Source organism: Micrococcaceae bacterium Sec5.8, from assembly GCA_039636775.1.
Classification (GTDB): Bacteria; Actinomycetota; Actinomycetes; order Actinomycetales; family Micrococcaceae; genus Arthrobacter.
Genome location: CP143429.1, coordinates 38,646 through 57,594 on the forward strand (window position 1 = coordinate 38,646; position 18,949 = coordinate 57,594).

An 18,949-nucleotide genomic window follows, 5' to 3' on the forward strand; every position below is an offset into this window, starting at 1 on the left:
CCCTAGCCGGGGTTCCTGAAGGTTGGCCGGAAACCTGCAGGAAACGTTGCCGGTCTAAGCTGGCAACACTGCGGCGCCGCCAGGCCCGTGACCGCCGACGTCGGAGGTGATCCGTCCCGGACGGTCCGCTACCTGCGCGGAGGCCACGTCGACGGTGCCATTGTGGTATCGCACCACAAGGCGGACGGCTGGACCGAAGAGCTCGCCGCCTCGGGCCTGCCCACCGTGGCCGGCTTTCCGCCCGGGCCGGTGGCCCAGGGTGACTTCACCCCCGCCGGGGGCACCGAAGCAGCCGAACGGCTCCTGGCCGAGGACAGGAGCCTCGACGGCATCTTCGCCGCGTCCGATCTCATGGCCCGCGGTGCTATCACTGCTCTGAAGGCCGCGGGGCGTTCGGTACCCGGGGACGTCGCCGTCGTCGGATTTGATGACCACCTGACGGCTCCGGGCGAACTGCCGTTGACCACCATCAACCAGCCGACGGTGGCAATGGCGGTCCAGGCGGGCCGTCTCCTCCTCGAGGACATCGAGAATCCGAGCACGGGACGGGAGCCGCTCATCTACCCTGCGCGCCTTGTTATCCGGGAGAGCAGCGGGCCGCCGGCGGGATAGGCCCGCCTCCGGCGCCGGGAGTGCGCGCTTGTTCTGTAGATTGGGATCCATGCTGATGAATGCCGCACTTGAAGGGATCTCCGATGAGGTCCAGGCCACCCACGCCCACACGGGATCGTGGGTGGCCGCTGTGCTGCGTTCGCGTATCTCGGCAGGTCAGCTCGCCCCGGGAACGAAGCTCTCCGAACAGAAGCTCTCCGAGGTACTGGGCGTCTCACGGAACACGCTGCGGGAGGCTTTTACCGTCCTCGCCGGCGAGTCCGTGGTGCAGCGCATCCCCAATCGCGGCGTGTTCGTGTCCGCGCCCCAGGCCGAGGACGTCCGTGAGATCTACCGGGTGCGCCGGCTGATCGAGCCGGCGGCTGTGCTGTGGGGGGAATACAGTGCGGATGCTATCGATGCGCTGGATGCCATCATCGACCGGGCCCGCGCCGCCCTGCGGTCCGGGGCCGTCACGGAGATGGCCGATGCCAACCAGGACCTGCACAAAGCGCTGGTGGCGCTCTCCGGGAGTGCTTCCGTGGACGAGCTCATGGACAAGGTCCTCGCCCAGATGCGGCTGGTGTTCCACGCCATGGCAACCACATCGGACTTCCACAGCCACTATGTGGAACGCAACGCCGCGCTCGTGGCGCAACTGCGTGCCGGCCACAGGGAAGAAGCCGCGGCTGAGCTGCGCGGTTACCTGGATGCCGCCGAGCACGAACTCCTGGTGCATATCGGCGCCCTTCCGCAGGACGGAAGCTCCGTGACTGGCGCTCCGTGAGTTCGAACGCGGACCCCGGCAGCCGCTGGAGGCTTCGGTTCCGGCCGGCTGCCGGGGCTGGTTAGGGTTTTCTGAGCCGCAGCCTACGGGACCTGATACGAGGTGTCGCGTGCGTCCGTAATGAGCATGTGCCCCGGCGCATGACCAATGGCCAGTGCCGGCCGCGACTCCATGACGGCCGCCTGAGGTGTTACCCCACATGCCCAGAAGACGGGTATATGCCCGTCAGGGATCCGGACCGGGTCGCCGAAGTCCGGGCGGCCCAGATCCGCGATGCCCAGTTCGGCCGGGTTTCCCACCTGCACCGGGGCACCGTGCACGGCCGGATAGCGTGAGGTGATGCGGACGGCGTCGGCCACCTGGGAGGCCGGAATGGGCCGCATGGAGACCACCAGGGGGCCGGCCATTTGCCCGGCCGGTTCGCAGCGGACCGACGTGCGGTACATAGGAACGTTCATGCCTTGGTCGATGTGGGCCACCCGGATGCCGTTGTCCTGGAGGGCGGATTCGAAGGTAAAGCTGCACCCCAGAATGAATGTCACCAGATCATCGCGCCAGTGGTCCGTGATGTCTGTCGGTTCATCGATCTTCCGGCCATCGCGGTACACCACGTACTTGGGCACATCGGTGCGGATATCCCCTCCGGCCAGCAGCACGCCGGAAGTTTCGCCGGCATCCAGCACGCCCAGGACAGGGCAGGGTTTGGGGTTGCGCTGCGCGAACAGCAGCACGTCGAAAGCCTGCGCCTTGGGCACGATGATCAGGTTGGCCTGCGCATATCCGGTGCTCCAGCCCGAGGTGGGCGTCACGAGGCCGGCACGGAACAGGGCCCGCGCTCCGGCCGGGAGCAACCCGGCCGGGTCTGCGGGAGGGACGACGGCGGTGGGCACCCGTGCCGGAGAGGACGTCATTGGGTCTACGCCCACAGTTTCGCCAGGCTGGTCAGCGAGCTGTAGCCAAGGAAGACGGTCAGCAGCCAGGCCACAATGCCGATGACGAGCAGGCCCTTGGGGTAGACGTAGCCGTTGAGCAGGTCCCGGCGGCGCCAGGCCACCCACAGCAGCACGCCGAAGCCGACGGGGAGAATGAGGCCGTTGAAGGCGCCCGCGAAGATGAGCAGCTGCTGCGGGGCCTGGCCGATCAGCAGATAGGCCGCGGTGCAGAAAGCGATGAAGCCGACGGTGATCAGGTTGCGGGTGCGGTCTTTGGTGGTGGACTTCGTGACGAAGGAGACCGACGTGTACGCCGCTCCGATCACGGAAGTGATGGAGGCAGCCCACAAGATGACACCGAAGACGCGCATGCCGATATCTCCGGCAGCGGCCTGGAACGCGGAGGCGGCGAGGTTGTTGCCGGTCAGGGCCACGCCGCCGGCGACCACGCCAAAGATGGCCAGGAACAGCAGGATGCGCATGACGCAGGTGACAAGGATTCCTATGATCGAGCTCTGGGTGATTTGTTTGACGTTTTCAACGCCAGTGACGCCGGTGTCCAGCATGCGGTGGGCTCCCGCATACGTGATGTAGCCGCCGATCGTTCCGCCGATGAGGGTTGTGATGACCAGGAAGTCGACCTTCTCCGGCATCACGGTGTTCTTGAGGGCCTCACCCAGCGGCGGGGCCGAAACCACGGCCACATACAGCGTCATCAGGATCATCAGGGCACCGAGGATCACGACGATGCGGTCAAGGGCCACCCCGGCCCTCTTGCTGAGGAAGATCAGGATGGCGAAAACGGCGGACACGGCCCCGCCGATTTTGGGATCCACGCCCATCATGGCATTGGTGCCGAGCCCGGTTCCGGCGATATTGCCGATGTTGAAGACGATGCCACCCAGGAAGACCAGCGCGGCGAGGAACCAGCCGACGCCGGGGAGAACCTTATTGCCGAGCTCTTGGGCCCGCAGGCCGGAGACGCCGATGATCCGCCAGACGTTGGCCTGCACGGCGATGTCAACCAGGATGGAGATCAGGATCGCGAACGCGAAGGCGGCGCCGAGCTGAACGGTAAAGGCCGTTGTCTGGGTGATAAACCCCGGGCCGATCGCACTGGTGGCCATAAGAAACATGGCGCCCAGCAGGGCGGATCGCCGGGCGGCCGGCTTGAGGGCGGCCTTGACGGTGGTGGATTCCATGGGGGTCCCAACAGTTGGGTGACTTGCGTCACAACGATTGTCTCCAGCCACTCTACAGACTGTTCAACAATCTACGCAAGGAATTGTTCAACAATAAAAGGCGGTCAACGATCCTCGCCGCTTGCGGCCGCCGTTCCGCCGCCACCCGGCCCGGCGCTGGATCCGGATTCGGCACTGGTCATGGGTGGGACGTTCTGCGGGGGCCGCTGCATGGAATCGATGAATTGTTGAACAATCCTGAAATATGGTGCATCCTAGATAGGAACACCGATGAGATGAGGATCACAAATGGCAACCATCGATTTGAACAGCGACGTCGGCGAATCCTACGGACGCTGGAGCCTGGGTGACGATACGGCGATGTTCCGTTCGGTTTCCAGCGCGAATGTTGCCTGCGGATTCCACGCCGGTGACCCCAGCGTGATCCGGCAGACCTGCCGCGAGGCGGTGGCCGCCGGCGTCGTGATCGGCGCCCATGTCGGCTACCGCGACCTCGCAGGTTTCGGCCGCCGCTTCCTGGACATGGATCCGATCGAACTCGCGGACGACGTCGTCTATCAGATCGGCGCGCTGCAGGCTCTGGCCGCCGCGGAAGGCGGAAAGGTCACCTACGTCAAGCCGCACGGCGGCTTGTACAACGCAATTGTGTCGCATACCGCGCAGGCGAAAGCCGTCGTCGACGCCGTAAAATCCGTGGATCCGAACCTGCCCATTCTGGGCCTGCCGGGCTCTGAAGTGCTGCGCCTGGCCGAGGCCGCCGGCCTCCGCGCCGTGACGGAAGCCTTCGCGGACCGGGCCTACAACCCGGACGGCACCCTCGTGTCCCGTACACTGCCCGGAGCTGTCCTGCACGACCACGCGGAGGTCACCGAGCATGTCCTCCGGATGGCCGCAGATTCCACCGTCCGCACCATTGACGGCTCCTTCCTGAAGATCCGCGCGGAGAGCATCTGCGTGCACGGCGACTCCCCGGGAGCCGTCACGATGGCCGCCGCCGTCCGCGAGTCACTGCGGGCCGCCGGCATCAGCACGGCCGCCTTCGCCCACGCGTGAGCGGCGCAGACCACTTTCCACGCACGGCGACAACGAAGGCAGCTGATGATTGACACAGCGGGGGAAACCCTGGCAGTACGCAGGCCGGCAGTTCACAAAGTGAGCTCCGTGCGGGCGGTGGGAACCCGTGCGGTACTTGCCGAGCTCACCGGCACCGGGGACGTGCTGGCATTGCAAGGAATGCTGCTCGAGAGCCCGCTGCCGGGCCAATTGGACGTCCTTGCGGCGGCCGAGACGGTCCTTGTCACGGCAGACTCGCCAATTTCAGCCAGGCGGATCGCCGCGCGGCTGCTCCGGCTTGACCTCACCGCGCCTGCGCAGCGGGACGGGGAGCTGGTGGTCATCGATACCGTGTACGACGGCGAGGATCTCGCCGAAGCGGGGGAGCTGACCGGTCTCGGGGCCGAGGGCGTCATCGCAGCCCACACCGGGCAGATCTGGACCGTGGCCTTCGCCGGCTTCGCCCCGGGGTTCGGCTATATGGTGGGGCAGAACCAGGCGCTGGAGGTGCCGCGTCGCCGCTCGCCGCGCACCGCCGTCCCGGCCGGTTCCGTGGCCCTGGCCGGCAACTACTCCGCCGTGTACCCGCGGCGTTCACCCGGCGGCTGGCAGCTGGTCGGCCGCACCGGGGCCAGAATGTGGGACCTGGACCGGGAACAGCCTGCCCTGGCCGCTCCCGGGCACCGGGTGCAATTCCATGCCGTCCGTGACATTGTCACCCTGGCGCCGGAGCACCGGGCCCAGACAACCTCTCCCGAGGTGGCATCCGGACTGCGGATTGTTTCGCCTGGCCTGCAGAGCCTCATCCAGGACCTTGGCCGGTACGGCCATTCCGGTCTGGGCGTCTCCGCTGCCGGTGCGCTGGACCGGGCCTCGCTGCGCCGGGCGAACCGCCTTGTCGGGAACGCGCCGTCGGCCGCCGCGGTCGAAACGGTCGCGGGAGGCCTCTCGGTCCAGGCGGTGGGGGACCAGGTCCTCGCTGTGACCGGAGCACCGTCGGACCTGAGCATCGAGACGCCGGCCGGGGAGGACCATGAGCCGGCCTGGCGGAGCGTCCCGATGGCCACCCCGTTTGCCCTGCTCGACGGCGAAATCCTGAGACTGGGCGCGCCGGAGAGCGGGTTCCGCAGCTACCTCGCCGTCCGCGGCGGCGTGGACACCGCCCCGGTGCTCGGCAGCCGCTCCACCGACACCATGTCCGGGATCGGCCCCGCCCCGCTGGCGGCCGGCCAGCTCTTCGCCGCCGGCGGCGAAGCCGAATCCGGCGTCGTCGGCCACCCCGAACTGCAGCCGGACTTCCCGGGCGCCGGCGTCACCGTGCTCGACGTGGTCCCCGGCCCGCGCGCCGACTGGTTCGATGCCGCAGCGCTGGCGTCCTTCTGCGGCCAGGACTGGGAAGTAAAACCGCAGTCCAACCGGGTCGGCATGCGGCTGCAGGGAACCCCGCTGCAGCGCACCCGCCAGGGCGAACTCGCCAGCGAGGGCACCGTCGCCGGCGCCCTGCAGGTCCCGCCGGAGGGGCTGCCCGTGCTCTTCCTGGCCGACCACCCGATCACCGGCGGCTACCCGGTGATCGCCGTGGTGATCGACTCCCAGCTGGACCTCGCGGCCCAGGTCCCGATCGGCGGCAAGATCCGCTTCCGCTGGGCGGCCCCCAGCACCACCGAACACGCCACCCCCGAAGAAGAAGTGAGTAACTGATGCGCAAGGTCCTGATCGCCAACCGCGGTGAAATCGCCGTCCGGATCGCCCGGGCCTGCGACGATGCGCAGCTGGCCTCCGTCGCTGTCTACGCGGATATCGACGCCGACGCACTGCACGTCGGTGCCGCCGACGAGGCGTATGCCCTGGGCGGCAACTCGCCCGCAGACACGTACCTGAACATCCCCAAGCTCCTCGCTGCGGCGGCCGAATCCGGGGCCGACGCACTGCACCCGGGCTACGGATTCCTGTCCGAGAACGCCGACTTCGCCCAGGCCGTCCTCGACGCCGGCCTCACCTGGATCGGCCCCAGCCCGGACGCCATCCGGCTGCTCGGCAACAAGATCACCGCCCGCGAGACCGCCCTCCGCGCCGGTGCGCCGCTGGTCGCCGGCAGCGCCGGGCCCGTGGAATCCGCTGCGGAGGCCCGCGCCTTCGCCGAACAGCACGGCCTGCCGATCGCCATCAAGGCTGCCTTCGGCGGCGGCGGCCGCGGCCTGAAGGTGGTCCGCGCTCTGGACGAGGTCGAGGAAGCCTTCGACTCTGCCGTCCGGGAGGCCCTGGCCGCCTTCGGCCGCGGGGAATGCTTCGTGGAGCGCTACCTCGACCGTCCGCGCCACGTCGAGGCGCAGGTTCTCGCAGACGTCCACGGCAACGTCATCGTCGTCGGAACCCGCGACTGCTCGCTTCAGCGCCGGCACCAGAAGCTCGTGGAGGAGGCCCCCGCGCCGTTCCTCAGCGAGGACCAGACGCGGCAGATCTACGATGCCGCCAAGGCCGTCTGCCGGGAAGCCGGCTACTCCGGCGCCGGCACGGTGGAATTCCTGGTCGCCGCCGACGGCACGGTGGCGTTCCTTGAGGTGAATACCCGCCTGCAGGTGGAGCACCCCATCACCGAGGAAACCACCGGGATTGACCTCGTGCAGGAACAGTTCCGCATCGCCGCCGGGGAGCCGCTGCGCATCACCGGGGACCCGGCACCGAGCGGGCATTCGTTCGAGTTCCGGCTCAATGCGGAGGACGTGGGGCGCGGCTTCCTGCCCTCGCCGGGCACTGTTGACGAATTCAACGGCCCCACCGGTGCGGGCATCCGGCTCGACACCGGCGTCCGCTCCGGCTCGTTCGTGCCGCCGCAGTTCGACTCGCTCCTGGCGAAGCTCATCGTCACCGGCGCGGACCGTCAGCAGGCCCTGCGCCGTGCCCGCCGTGCCCTCGCCGAACTCAGCATCACCGGCGTCGCCACGGTGCTGCCGTTCCACCGCGCCGTGCTGGAATCCCCGGATTTCATCTCCGAGGACCGGCTGGGGATCCACACCCGCTGGATCGAAACGGATTTCGCAGACAGTACCGCCATCTCCGCGGACCCGGACTACAGCACCACCGCGCCCGACGGCGAACGCCGCACCATCACCGTCGAGGTGGACGGCCGCCGGATGGCGGTCGGCCTGCCGGCGGACCTGCTGGACAGCTGGGCCGCGGCTGGCCGGCCGCTGTCCGGCGGGCCGCTGCCTGCGGGCATGTCCGCGGATCCGACCTCCGACAGCACAGTGCGCGCCGCAGACCCTGGCGAGTTGCGCGCCGACATGGCCGGCACCGTGGTGAAGTGGCTCGTTGACCCGGGCGCCGAAGTCTCGGCGGGGGACCCCGTCGTCGTGCTGGAGGCCATGAAAATGGAAACCCAGGTCTTGGCCCACCGCGGCGGCACGGTAACCGGGTTCCGGGCCGAGGCCGGCGGTGTCGTGAGTGCTGGAGCGGTGCTGGCCCTGATCAACTAGGCGCCGATTGCTGCCCCTGGCCCGGCTGGGGCCCCGGCTGCCGCAACCCCGTCTGCCGGGACCCCGCGTGCAAAGATTCCGGCTGCTGGGTCGCGGCCCAGCTGGACAGCAGCCGCAGGGCGTCCCCGGTGGATGAACCGGGCTCCGCGGTGTAGACAAGCAGCGACAGGCCGGCGTCGGCAGAGAGATCCAAGGCCTCGTACATCAGGTGGAGATCGCCCACCACGGGGTGGCGGAGATGCTTGATCCCGGTGTAATGCTGGCGCACATTGTGCGCTGCCCACCGGGTGCGGAACTCCGCGCTGCGGGTGGACAGTTCGCCAACCAGATCGCTCAGGCCGCGGTCGTACGGGTCCCGGCCGGCCTCCGTGCGGAGGATCGCCACCGTGTCGTCCGCCGCCCGGCCCCAGTCCGGGTAGAAGCCGTACGACCGGGTGTCCAAAAAAATGAACCGGGCATGGTTTGCCGGCCGGACAGGACCGGCATACATCTCCGAATAGAGGGCGAAGCCGAGCTGGTTGGCCGCAACGATATCCAGCCGCGAGTTATGCACGAACGCCGGTGCGTTCGCAACGGCGTCGAGCAAATACTGCACGCCGGCGCGGACCGGCTGGGCAGTGGCGCGGCGGCGCTGGGGCCGGCGGCTGCTGCCCGCGGCCCGGGCCAGATCGAACAGGTGCGCCTGCTCCGCCTCGTCCAGTTGCAGGGCACGGGCCAGGGCGTCCAGTACTCCCTCGGAGACTCCGGCAAGGTTCCCGCGTTCCAGCCGGGTGTAATACTCGACACTCACACCGGCCAGCAGGGCGACCTCGCCGCGCCGCAGTCCGGGGACCCGGCGGTTGCCGCCGGAGACGGGTAATCCCGCCTGTTCAGGCGTTATTTTCGCCCGCCGGGTGGCAAGGAAGTCCCTGGTCTCGCTCTGATTGTCCATGCCATTAACGTTAGAGGGTACGGCGCTGCCTGGGAGGTTCTGCTGGTAGGGGTACTGGCAGTGACTCCCTCAGCAGCACCGGATTGGTGTTTGATGGAGAGTGCCCCCGATGACGTCCGGGCCGAAAGGCCGCACCTGACCGGTGCCGAACGCCGGGGCGACCTCCCCCAGAACCCCACAAGCAGGAGATCCATGCTTACCGTTAATGCCTACGCCGCCACCTCCGCGACGGAACCCCTCGTTCCCACCACCATCGAACGCCGCGACGTCGGCGCGCACGACGTCCTGATCGACATCAAGTTCGCCGGCATCTGCCACTCGGACATCCACACCGTCCGCGGCGACTGGGGACCCCAGTCCTACCCGCTGGCGCCCGGCCACGAAATCGCCGGCATCGTCACCGAGATCGGCTCTGCCGTCACCAGGCACAAGGTGGGCGACCGGGTCGGTGTCGGCTGCATGGTCAACTCCTGCCGCGAGTGCGTCAACTGCCAGGCCGGCGAGGAGCAGTACTGCCTCAAGGGCAACACCGGCACGTACGGCGCCGTGGACCGCGACGGCACCATCACCCAGGGCGGCTACTCCACCCACGCCGTCGTGACCGAAGACTTCGTCGTGAGGATCCCCGAGGGCATCGAGCTCGACGTCGCCGCACCCCTGCTGTGCGCCGGTATCACCACCTACTCGCCGCTGCGCCACTGGAACGCCGGTCCCGGCAAGAAGGTCGCCGTCGTCGGACTCGGCGGCCTGGGACACATGGCCGTCAAGATCGCCCACGCCATGGGCGCCGAGGTCACGGTCCTCTCGCAGTCCCTGAAGAAGCAGGAAGACGGCCTGCGCCTCGGCGCGGACCACTACTTCGCCACGAGCGATGAGAACACCTTCACCGAGCTCGCCGGCAGCTTCGACCTGATCATCAATACGGTCAGCGACTCGATCGACATCAGCTCCTACCTGCAGCTGCTGCGCCTCGACGGCACCATGGTCAACGTGGGCGCCCCGGCCGAGCCGCTGCCGGTCAACGCGTTCGCCCTGATCGGCGGCCGCCGCTCCTTCGCCGGTTCCATGATCGGCGGCATCCGTCAGACCCAGGAAATGCTCGACTTCTGCGCCGAGCACCACCTCGGCGCCGAGATCGAGGTCATCCCGGCCGAGAAGATCAACGAAGCCTACGAGCGCGTGCTGGCCTCCGACGTGCGGTACCGCTTTGTGATTGACACTTCCACCCTGGTTTAACTCCAAGCCCTGGACGGGCCCGGCCGGCACTCAACTGCTGGCCGGGCCCTTCTGCTGGGCGGCACGGCCTCCAGCGGCTCTGACCAGCGGCGATACGGACGCACCGGCCGCCGTCCAGGGCGTCGTCCCAGCTCAGGCATAGAATGGGACCAATGATGCCTGAAAGAATCTTCGCTGCGGACGGGAAGAATTCCCTGATCATCCGCGGGGGGATCATCGAATCGCTCTGGCGCCCGGGTTCCTTTGTGGACGTCGAGGACGCCAAGGACGCCATGCTCGCCGTGAACCGGATCAGCGGCGGAATCCCGATGCCAATGCTCTCTGAAATGACCGACGTGGAAATCAGCGCAGCGGCCAGGTACGAATTCGCGCAAACTTCGGGCGTACTGGCCATCGCCGTCCTCGGATCCAGTGCAGTGGACCGCGTCATAGCCGCCGCCATGAGCCGGCACACCCGTTACCCGCACGAGTTCTTCACGTCCAGAACTGCGGCCACCACCTGGCTGTCGGAGGTCCTTGGGGCCCGGTCGTAACCGCCGCCTGATGCCAGGGCCAATCGAACATGCTCAGCCCGCTGGGCGGGGATTCCACTCTCACCCCACCGCCACAATGATTAATAGTGATTAGAAGCTGTACTATTACGTCATAAAAGATCACTTCAAGGGGTGTGCTGGTGGCCGAAGTCATTGTTGTGGAGAACCAGGACGCCGCGGGCGGGCTGGTCGCCGGAGAGATCCGCAGGCTGATCGAGACCCGGCCAGACGCGGTGCTGGGACTGGCGACAGGGTCGACGCCGTTGCCCGTCTACCGTTCGCTCGCCCGGTCGCTCGCCGAACGGCCGCTGGATGTCGCGCGGGTGCGGGGGTTTTCACTGGACGAATACGTCGGTCTGCCTGACGGGCACCGGGAGAGCTACCGTTCGGTCATTGCCCGAGACGTTGTGGCGCTCCTGGGGTTCACGCCGGACAATGTCCGGGTGCCCAGCGGGGATCCTGCCGGCCTGCCCGCCGCTGGCGCCGCCTACGAGCAAGCGATTGCCGACGCCGGGGGAGTTGATTTGCAGCTCCTGGGCATCGGCCGCACCGGTCACCTGGGGTTCAACGAGCCGGGATCCTCGTTCGCATCGCTGACCCGGGTCAAGACGCTCACCCCCCAGACACGGGCTGACAACGCCCGCTTCTTCGACACCCCCGACGAGGTGCCGAAGCACTGCATCACCCAGGGCCTCGGCACGATCCTCCGTGCGCGCCACCTCGTGCTGCTCGCGTTTGGGCAGGCGAAGGCAGCGGCGATCGCGGCCGCCGTCGAAGGGCCCGTCACCTCCAGCCAACCCGGCTCGGCGATCCAGCTGCACCCGCACGTCACGGTCATCGTCGACGAGGCTGCCGCGGGCGAGCTCACGAACCTCGACTATTTCCGTTACGCCTGGGCTAATAAGCCCGCCTGGCAAGGGATCTAAGTCCCCGTGCCGTCGTCGTCCGGTTGCATCCGATGGCTACGGACGGCCTCATAGGTGAGCCGGAGGGACTCGGTCATATCGTCGTACATCGATTGGGCGATGCGCACAAATAGAATGTCCACCAACGCCAACTGGGCGATGCGGCTGGACATGGCACCTGCGCGGTACCGGTTTTCCCGGGCCTGGGTGGTGAGCACGAAATCGCAGTGTTCCGCCAACGGTGAGTCGGCGAAATTGGTGATCCCGACGGTTGTTGCCCCGGCAGCCCGGGCGATTTTCAGTGCATTGCTCGTCTCGCTGGTCAGACCGGAATGGGAGACAGCGATGGCGACTCCGCCGGGCCGCTGCAGTGCCGCGGAAGCCCATGCCAGGTGCATGTCGGCAAACGACGTTGCGGGCAGCCCGATTCGGTACAGTTTTTGCTGCAGATCCTGTGCGGTAAGTCCGCTTGAGCCGAAGCCGTACACGTCAAGGCGGGTCGAGGCCACGATGGCGGTAACCACCTTCTCGAGAGTCTTGAGGTCAAGGGCCTTGGCGGTCTCTTCGATGGCCTGTACTTCCTGGTAGGCAATCTTGGCGACGACGTCCTCCGCGCTGTCAGTGCGGTTGATTTCGCCGTCATCGACCTGGAAGCGGTCCCGCTGCGCCTGCTCGCGGCCCGCCGCTGCCGCAACGTCGATGCGGAACTCCCGGTATCCCGAGAAACCCAATTTTTGGCAGAACCGTGCCACCGTGCCCGGAGTGGTTCCGCACAGCGTCGCCACCTCCGTGATGGTGCGGTCAAGGATGGTGGGATTGTCAATGACGGCCCGGGCGATCCGGGAATCCGTCGTGCTGAGACCGGGCAGCGCCTGGCGCAGCATCAGCAAGGCGTTAGCGGCCATGCACTGTCCTCCCCTTGGTGAGCTCTGCGGCGATGGCCGCAGTAATGAAGCCCCGGTGTTCTGTCAGCAGTTGCCGTGCCGTTCCTGCTTCGAGATCGGTCAGCAGCATCAGGATTGCCGCTTTCACTGACCCGTCGACGGCGTTGAGTGCATGCGCGGCCTCGGCGGCGCTCGCCTGCGTCGCCAGCATAACGGTTCTTTCGGCCCGGGCCCGGAGCTTCTCGTTGGTGGCCTGCATGTCCACCATCAGGTTGCGGTAGGTCTTGCCCAGCCGCACCATCGTGATGGTGCTCAACATGTTGAGGACCATTTTCTGCGCGGTCCCCGCCTTGAGCCTGGTCGATCCGGTGAGGATTTCCGGGCCGACCACCACGTCGATGGCGACGTCGCCGGCCCGGCCGAGGGCCGATCCCGGATTACAGGAGAGCCCGGCCGTGAACGCGCCAACCGATGACGCGTAGTTGATGGCGCCGAGAACGTACGGCGTGCGGCCGGAGGCGGAAATGCCGATCACTGCGTCCGCGGCCGACAGGCCCAGATCGCGGAGGTCGGCTGCACCGGCGCCAGCGTCGTCTTCCGCGTTTTCAACGGCGGCATGGATTGCCCCGGAGCCGCCTGCGATGATGCCGACCACCTGTTCGGGACTGGTGCCGAAGGTGGGCGGCGCCTCACTGGCATCCAAAACGCCCATCCGCCCGGCGGTTCCTGCCCCGATGTAGATCAGGCGGCCGCCGGTGCTCATCCGGCTGACGATCCCGTCGATCGCGGCTGCGATGGCGGTCCCGGCCCGGTCGACGGCGGCGGCGACGGCGGCGTCCTCCTCGTTCATCGCGCGCACGAGGTCGGCGGTCGAGAGCATGTCGAGATCCGGGTGGCGGTCGTTGACCTGCTCCGTCGGGAGCGTAGCCAGCGATTCACGAAGGTCGGCATGGCCGGGTTGATGATGAAGGTGTTGCTTAGCCACGGGTGATTCTCTTCTCATGGGGTAATGCACGGCAGTGGGCGATGAGTGTAGCGCCGGCCAGGGCGTCGCCAAGGGGGGTGACCAGCGCGAGGCCGGCGTCAGTGAGGGCATCCCCGAGAGCTGCGCGGAAGTAGGGATGCGACACGAGACCGCCGGTGACGCAGACGCGTCCGGTGCTGGGCCGGGCCGCGGCGCAGGTGAGCGCGAGGAGGGCGCACGCCTGCGCGACGATCGCTCTGGCAGCGCCGTCGCCGTCGCCCGCGTGGGTGATGACGGTGGGGGCAAAGGTGGCGATGGTCCGGGCCGGAGTTCCGGCGGCCGAGACCCAGCCGGGCAGTGCGGCGAGGCCACCGGCAACACCGGCGGCGGCGGCGCGGAGTGTGGTCGCCGGACCGCGTCCATCGTCGGCGCGGAGGGCGGCCTGCAGTCCCTGCTGGCCGATCCAGCGGCCGCTGCCCTCATCGCCGAGCCACGGCCCGAGCCCGTCGATCTGGCGAATGGGCCCGCCGTCGTCGAGGGTAAAGACAACGGCTCCGGTGCCGGCGATGAGAACGGTCCCGGGGCCGCCGGCGAACGCACCGACGTGTGCGGAGAGGCCGTCGCTGATCACGGCCACGGGGGCGTCAAAATCGGCCCGCAGTTCCCGCACAAGCCCGCGCACCGCGGCCGGCGCTGCCAGGGCCCCGGCCGCGCCGATGCCGATGCCGTCGAGACCAGCCAGGAGCGGCTGGACCTCGGGGGAAAGCCCGGCCACCGCACCGAGGATCGCGCGGCGCGCGAGATCCTGGCCACGTTCATCGGCAAGGCCGGGTGAGCCCTCATCAGTGGACTCGCCCAGCACCGCGCCGCCGCGGCAAAGGCGGACCCGGCAGGAGGTCTTGCCGAGGTCGACGGCCAGCACTGTGAGACCGGTCACCGGGTTGACCCCGGCGTGGCAGCCGGCGAGCCGGGGTGCATCGGCAGCACGCGCACACCGCGGATCCCGGCCAGCGGCTCCGGCATCCGTAACGGCCCTGGACCCGGGACGATGTGGCCGGCCACCCGCGCGCGGCCCGGCCCGGTCGCGGGCAGTCCGCAGGCAACGCCGTGCCAGCTGAGGAATCCGAGCAAGGCAAACATCAGCGACTCCTTGAAATCTGCGTCGATGCCCCGGCTGTCCGAGGAGGCCAGGGAGATTCCGTCCCGGGTTAGTTCCTTCGCTAGCGCGGACATCAGGGACGGGTTGCGCACTCCGCCGCCCGAAGCAATCAGGAGCGCCGGCGGCGGAGACCCGCAGGAGCGCAACGACTCGGCGATCGAGCGGGCTGTCAGCCGGGTGAGTGTTGCGACGAGGTCCTCGAAAGTCACAGGCGAGTCCCCGCCGGCCGAGTCGAGCGCGGAATCCACGAAGGGCAGGCCGAATGTCTCACGGCCTGTCGACTTGGGTGCCGTTCCGCGAAAGTACGGATGCTGGAGAAGGGCCGAGAGAAAGCGGTCGTCAACCTTGCCCGCAGCCGCGAGCCGGCCGTCGGCGTCGAAGCCGTAGGCGCCTCGAGTGGCGCGTGCGACGACGGCATCAATCAACACGTTCCCGGGGCCGGTATCCCAGGCCAGCACCGTTCCATCGGGGGTCACGACAGACAGATTCGCGATTCCTCCCAGGTTCACGGTCGCCGCGGAAGCACCGGTGTCCGCGGCGGAGGCCGCCAGCCAGGCGCGGTCGAATACGCCCATCAGCGGAGCCCCCTCGCCTCCCGCCGCGATATCGGCTGCGCGGAGGTTGCACAACACGGGCGCACCGGTTGCCTCCGCGATCCAGGCAGCCTCGCCGAGCTGAAGTGTTCCGCGGGCGTGGCCGCCGTCGACCCAGTGGTAGACCGTCTGACCATGCGAGACCACCAGGTCAACGGCCGTGCCGAGGTGCTGCATTGCGGCCGAGGCGGCCGTGGCGAACTCCTGCCCCGCGAGAGTGTCCAGCCGGCACAGCTCCTCGGCGTCAACGCTGCCGCCGTCCGCGAGGGCGAGCAGGCGCGTGCGCAGCTCCGGAGCCCAGGCCACGGTGCGGGTAAGAAGCGGGCGCATGATGAGCCACGGTGTGCGGCGGGCATCGGACCCCGAACTGCTGTCGACGTCGCTGTCGACGTCGACGATCGCTACGTCGATGCCGTCGGCGGATGTTCCCGACTGCAACGCGAGGATCCTCATGATTTCTCCCCCCGCAGAATGGCGGAAACGGCGTCCGCAGTAGCCCAGGACGCCCCCAGGGAATCAATGACCGCGAGGGGCAGTGCGTCAACGCACGGCAGCCCTGCGTTAATGACGACGGCATCGGGGCGGAGGCCGGCGATCCGGGTCAGGGCTTCCCGCTGTGCCCCCGCAGACGCGATCCGGTCCACCAGAACGGCCACACCATTGCCGCGTGGAACCGCCGCGACTGCTGCGCTCAGCCCGTCCTCGTCGGTTCCCGGGACCTGGCGGTCGAGTGCATAGTCCCGTGAAAGGCTCGCGGTGAAGGTATCGGCGGTGGAGGCCACGGCCAGGGTGGCCCGTGACCTCAGGTCCAGCAGCGCGAGTCGTTGCCGGGCGATCGTCGCGGCACCACGCACGGTGATGGCGGAGCGCACCATGCGTGCGGCGTCGGCGGCGTCGTGTGCGGTGCTGGGCGCCGTACCATCCGGAACCGCGGCGGAGGCGGGCAGGGCCAGCCGCGCGGCCGATTCCCCGGCACGCTCCAGCGTGTCCGCGGTGAGGGCGCCGTCGTCGAGGGCGTGGAAGATGGCTTCGCGCACCTCCTGGTAGTCGGCTTCGTCGGTGCTGCGGCCGCCGTTCGGTCCAAGGTTGGACGGGTTGCCGATGCAGAGCAGTTCGGCCCCGGCAGCCAGGGCGAACACGGCGCCCGTGCCGGCACCGAACGACGCCCGGATGGCTGCCATGTCGAGGGCATCGGTCACCACCGTGCCGGAAAAGCCGGCCTCCCGCAGGACGGCAAGGATGCGCGGGTTCAAGGTCGCGGGAAGGTCCCCCCGGTCCGGCACCACGATATGCGCCGTCATCACGGCCCGCACTCCGGCGGTGATTGCCGCGTGGAAAGGCGGCAGGTGGTCGCGCTCGATCTCGGCCCAGGACAGGGTCAGCCGGGGGAGGGAAAGGTGGGAATCGGTGTGCGTATCCCCGTGCCCGGGGAAGTGCTTAACGCAGGCTGCCACTGCCGATTCCTGCAGGCCGCCGATGAAGGCGGCGACATGCCGTGCCACGAGGCGGGTGTCCCGGCCGAACGCCCGCACGCCTATCACCGGGTTCGCCGGGTTTGTATTAACGTCGGCCACCGGGGCCAGCACGATGTTGGCCCCGGCAGAGGCAGCCTTCCGGCCGATCATCCGGCCCACGGCCCTGGTCGCCTCAGGTTGGTCGAGGTGGCCCAGCTGGGCATGTCCGGGCAGGAGGGATCCGCGCACAGAGTCGAGCCGGGACACATTGCCGCCCTCCTCATCGATTCCGATGAGCGCCCCAGGCCGAATGCCGCGCAGCTCGGCGGAGAGCCGAGCGGGCTGCCCGGCGTCGTCGTCGTCAATGTTGTGGCCGAAGTAAACCACGCCCGCGAGGCCGTCCTCGAGTGCACGGGCGAGCCAGCTGGGCATGCGGTGGCCGGTGAATCCAGGCCAGAGAACGCCGTTAACCAGCCGGCGCAGGGTGGGGTCTGTGGCCGCGGTCATCCCTTGACTGCACCCGCCACGAGACCACTGCTGAGCTTGCCCTGCACGAGGATAAAGAAGATCATTACCGGAATGGTGATGATGGTGGATGCGGCCATGACCGGTCCCCAATCATTGGAATGCACGCCGAAGAATTGTTTCAGGCCGATGGCGACGGTGTAGTTCTCCGCCGATCCGCCGAGGAGCGTCATCGCAAAGATGAACTCATTCCAGGCAACGATGAACGAGAAGACGCTGGTCGCCACGAGGCCGGGTGCCACCAGGGGCAGCATGACCGAGCGGAACATCCGTCCCCAGGTTGCCCCGTCGATGTAGGCTGCCTCTTCCAGCTCGACCGGAACAGCAGCGACGAAGCCGCGGAGCATCCAGATGGCGAAGGGAAGGGAAAAAGCCAAGTAGACAACGACCAGCCCCACCAGCGAGTTGAGCAGCTGTAAGTCGCGTACCTGGACGAACAGGGGGATGACCAGAGCCTCAAGCGGCACCATCTGCACGGTGAGAATCATGATCAGGATGCCGGTGCGGAACTTGAACTGGAAGCGCGCCACCGCGACGGCCGCCAGCAAAGCCACGATGCCCGAAATGGTTACGGTAAAGAAAGCAACAACCGCCGAATTGCGGAGGAAAGTGCCGAACCCCCCTTCGGTGAGCACAAACTGGTAATTCGCGAGGGTGAACTCCTGGGGCAGCAGGGACTGACCGCCGCTGGAGGCTTGTGCATCGAAGGAGCTGGAGATCATCCAATAGGCGGGGAAAAGGGTGAAGATCAGGAGGAGGGCGACCAGGGCGGCCTTGACCAGACTCCGGCTGAGTGGGCGCTGACTCATACCTTTTCCTCCTTGAACAGGGTGCGCACGTAAATGGCGGTGATGATCAGGAGCAGCGCTGTCAGCAGCACGGCGATAGCGGCTCCGAAACCGTAGCGGTTTTGTCCGAACGACTCCACGTAGGACCAGACGCCAAGGTTGAGCACTTCCCGGTTGGATCCTGACCCGCCGGGCATGAGGTAGATCTGGGCGAACACCTTGAAATCCCAAATGGTGGAGAGGATGACGACGACGGAAAACACCGGCTTGATCGTGGGGTAGGTGATCTGGAAGAAGCGGCGCACCGGGCCGGCGCCGTCCATCTCGGCGGCCTCCAGCATCTCTTTGGGGACGCCGAGCAGACCCGCGAGTACGGTGATCGCCACGAACGGGAAACCATGGTGGACGATGTTGAGCGCAACGATCCCGTAGAAAGTGACCGGGTTGGTGAACCAGTTGAAAGGCTCATTCATGAGGCCAAGATTTTGGAGGGCTGCGTTGACCAGCCCTTGGTCTGCGTCGAAGATCCAGATCCAGACGTAGGTGCCGGTGACGGCAGGCATCGCCCAGGCGACCATGACGGCGCTGCCGGTGATGGTGCGCCAGAGCGGGCTGAGCGAGGCCATGAGCAGGGCCACCAGTGTTCCGAAGACGACGGTCGAGGCGACGGCCACGATCGCGAAACCGATGGTATTCGGCAGCACCACGGTCCACAGGGACGGGTCCCCGAAGATCTCGGTGTAGTTCTCCAATCCGATGAAGTTTGTCTTTCCGCTGACAATCTGGCGCAGACCGTAATCCTGCAGGGAGATGATAAACACCCGCGCGAGTGGCCAAAGCAGCAGCCCTGCCAGCAAGATAAGCGCGGGGGCAAGCAGCAGCCATGGCCGGGCCCGGGCCATGGTGGGGAACCGCCGGCGGTTAGGCGGGCGGCTG

The 18,949-nt window shown here is 67.6% G+C and carries 18 protein-coding genes; 8 read left to right on the forward strand and 10 right to left on the reverse strand.

Annotation, left to right across the window (positions count from 1 at the left end; genetic code table 11):
- The first annotated feature begins 87 nt into the window (after positions 1 to 87).
- Together VUN84_00190 and VUN84_00195 are read left to right on the forward strand one after the other, a co-directional pair.
- Positions 88 to 612: a substrate-binding domain-containing protein gene (locus tag VUN84_00190; GenBank protein ID XAS64153.1), complete on the forward strand. Its 525-nt coding sequence runs from the start codon at positions 88 to 90 to the stop codon at positions 610 to 612.
- Between the two features lie 49 nt (positions 613 to 661).
- The gene (locus VUN84_00195; GenBank protein XAS64154.1) at positions 662 to 1,378 is read left to right on the forward strand and encodes a GntR family transcriptional regulator; all 717 of its coding nucleotides are present in this window, start codon (positions 662 to 664) and stop codon (positions 1,376 to 1,378) included.
- An 83-nt stretch (positions 1,379 to 1,461) separates the two neighbouring features.
- Here the strand turns inward: VUN84_00195 and VUN84_00200 are convergent, their stop codons facing one another.
- Together VUN84_00200 and VUN84_00205 are read right to left on the reverse strand one after the other, a co-directional pair.
- Positions 1,462 to 2,289, reverse strand: a complete 828-nt coding sequence (locus VUN84_00200; protein ID XAS64155.1) for a putative hydro-lyase — start codon at positions 2,287 to 2,289, stop codon at positions 1,462 to 1,464.
- Between the two features lie 5 nt (positions 2,290 to 2,294).
- Positions 2,295 to 3,512, reverse strand: a complete 1,218-nt coding sequence (locus tag VUN84_00205) for an NRAMP family divalent metal transporter (protein XAS64156.1) — start codon at positions 3,510 to 3,512, stop codon at positions 2,295 to 2,297.
- Positions 3,513 to 3,800: 288 nt separating this feature from the next.
- On the opposite strand from VUN84_00205, the gene VUN84_00210 reads away from it, so the two are divergent.
- Genes VUN84_00210 through VUN84_00220 form a run of 3 tightly spaced genes read left to right on the forward strand, consistent with a single transcriptional unit; the run spans position 3,801 to position 8,041 of the window.
- Positions 3,801 to 4,565, forward strand: coding sequence for a 5-oxoprolinase subunit PxpA (locus VUN84_00210; protein XAS64157.1), 765 nt, complete (start codon positions 3,801 to 3,803; stop codon positions 4,563 to 4,565).
- Positions 4,566 to 4,610: 45 nt separating this feature from the next.
- Positions 4,611 to 6,266, forward strand: coding sequence for a 5-oxoprolinase/urea amidolyase family protein (locus VUN84_00215; protein XAS64158.1), 1,656 nt, complete (start codon positions 4,611 to 4,613; stop codon positions 6,264 to 6,266).
- Positions 6,266 to 8,041, forward strand: a complete 1,776-nt coding sequence (locus VUN84_00220) for a biotin carboxylase N-terminal domain-containing protein (protein ID XAS64159.1) — start codon at positions 6,266 to 6,268, stop codon at positions 8,039 to 8,041. Before VUN84_00215 ends, VUN84_00220 begins: the two co-directional genes overlap by 1 nt.
- Here VUN84_00220 and VUN84_00225 read toward each other — a convergent pair.
- Positions 8,034 to 8,972 (reverse strand): helix-turn-helix transcriptional regulator, encoded by a 939-nt coding sequence (locus tag VUN84_00225; protein ID XAS64160.1) that lies wholly within the window; start codon positions 8,970 to 8,972, stop codon positions 8,034 to 8,036. The genes VUN84_00220 and VUN84_00225 overlap by 8 nt on opposite strands.
- A gap of 192 nt (positions 8,973 to 9,164) precedes the next feature.
- Between VUN84_00225 and VUN84_00230 the strand changes: the two genes are divergently transcribed.
- The 3 genes from VUN84_00230 to VUN84_00240 all read left to right on the forward strand — a co-directional run bounded on the left by VUN84_00230 (position 9,165) and on the right by VUN84_00240 (position 11,667).
- Positions 9,165 to 10,208: an NAD(P)-dependent alcohol dehydrogenase gene (locus VUN84_00230; GenBank protein XAS64161.1), complete on the forward strand. Its 1,044-nt coding sequence runs from the start codon at positions 9,165 to 9,167 to the stop codon at positions 10,206 to 10,208.
- A gap of 152 nt (positions 10,209 to 10,360) precedes the next feature.
- A complete protein-coding gene (locus tag VUN84_00235) occupies positions 10,361 to 10,741 on the forward strand; it encodes an STAS/SEC14 domain-containing protein (protein ID XAS64162.1) in 381 nt (126 codons plus the stop codon).
- A 140-nt stretch (positions 10,742 to 10,881) separates the two neighbouring features.
- Entirely contained in the window at positions 10,882 to 11,667 is a 786-nt protein-coding gene (locus VUN84_00240) for a glucosamine-6-phosphate deaminase (protein XAS64163.1), read from the forward strand.
- On the opposite strand, the gene VUN84_00245 is transcribed toward VUN84_00240, so the two are convergent.
- From VUN84_00245 to VUN84_00275, 7 genes are read right to left on the reverse strand one after another with little or no spacing between them, the layout of a single operon-like run.
- Positions 11,664 to 12,551, reverse strand: coding sequence for a MurR/RpiR family transcriptional regulator (locus VUN84_00245; GenBank protein XAS64164.1), 888 nt, complete (start codon positions 12,549 to 12,551; stop codon positions 11,664 to 11,666). The genes VUN84_00240 and VUN84_00245 overlap by 4 nt on opposite strands.
- Positions 12,541 to 13,515 carry an N-acetylmuramic acid 6-phosphate etherase gene (murQ, locus tag VUN84_00250; GenBank protein XAS64165.1) on the reverse strand — a complete coding sequence of 325 codons (975 nt, stop codon included), beginning with the start codon at positions 13,513 to 13,515 and terminating at the stop codon, positions 12,541 to 12,543. Before murQ ends, VUN84_00245 begins: the two co-directional genes overlap by 11 nt.
- Entirely contained in the window at positions 13,508 to 14,431 is a 924-nt protein-coding gene (locus VUN84_00255) for a BadF/BadG/BcrA/BcrD ATPase family protein (GenBank protein XAS64166.1), read from the reverse strand. Before VUN84_00255 ends, murQ begins: the two co-directional genes overlap by 8 nt.
- Positions 14,428 to 15,699 carry an anhydro-N-acetylmuramic acid kinase gene (locus VUN84_00260; protein XAS64167.1) on the reverse strand — a complete coding sequence of 424 codons (1,272 nt, stop codon included), beginning with the start codon at positions 15,697 to 15,699 and terminating at the stop codon, positions 14,428 to 14,430. Before VUN84_00260 ends, VUN84_00255 begins: the two co-directional genes overlap by 4 nt.
- Positions 15,696 to 17,207: a glycoside hydrolase family 3 N-terminal domain-containing protein gene (locus VUN84_00265; protein XAS64168.1), complete on the reverse strand. Its 1,512-nt coding sequence runs from the start codon at positions 17,205 to 17,207 to the stop codon at positions 15,696 to 15,698. Before VUN84_00265 ends, VUN84_00260 begins: the two co-directional genes overlap by 4 nt.
- The gene (locus VUN84_00270; protein ID XAS64169.1) at positions 17,204 to 18,034 is read right to left on the reverse strand and encodes a carbohydrate ABC transporter permease; all 831 of its coding nucleotides are present in this window, start codon (positions 18,032 to 18,034) and stop codon (positions 17,204 to 17,206) included. Before VUN84_00270 ends, VUN84_00265 begins: the two co-directional genes overlap by 4 nt.
- Positions 18,031 to 18,915, reverse strand: a complete 885-nt coding sequence (locus VUN84_00275; GenBank protein XAS65897.1) for a sugar ABC transporter permease — start codon at positions 18,913 to 18,915, stop codon at positions 18,031 to 18,033. The genes VUN84_00270 and VUN84_00275 overlap by 4 nt, the downstream gene beginning before the upstream one ends.
- Positions 18,916 to 18,949 lie beyond the last annotated feature (34 nt).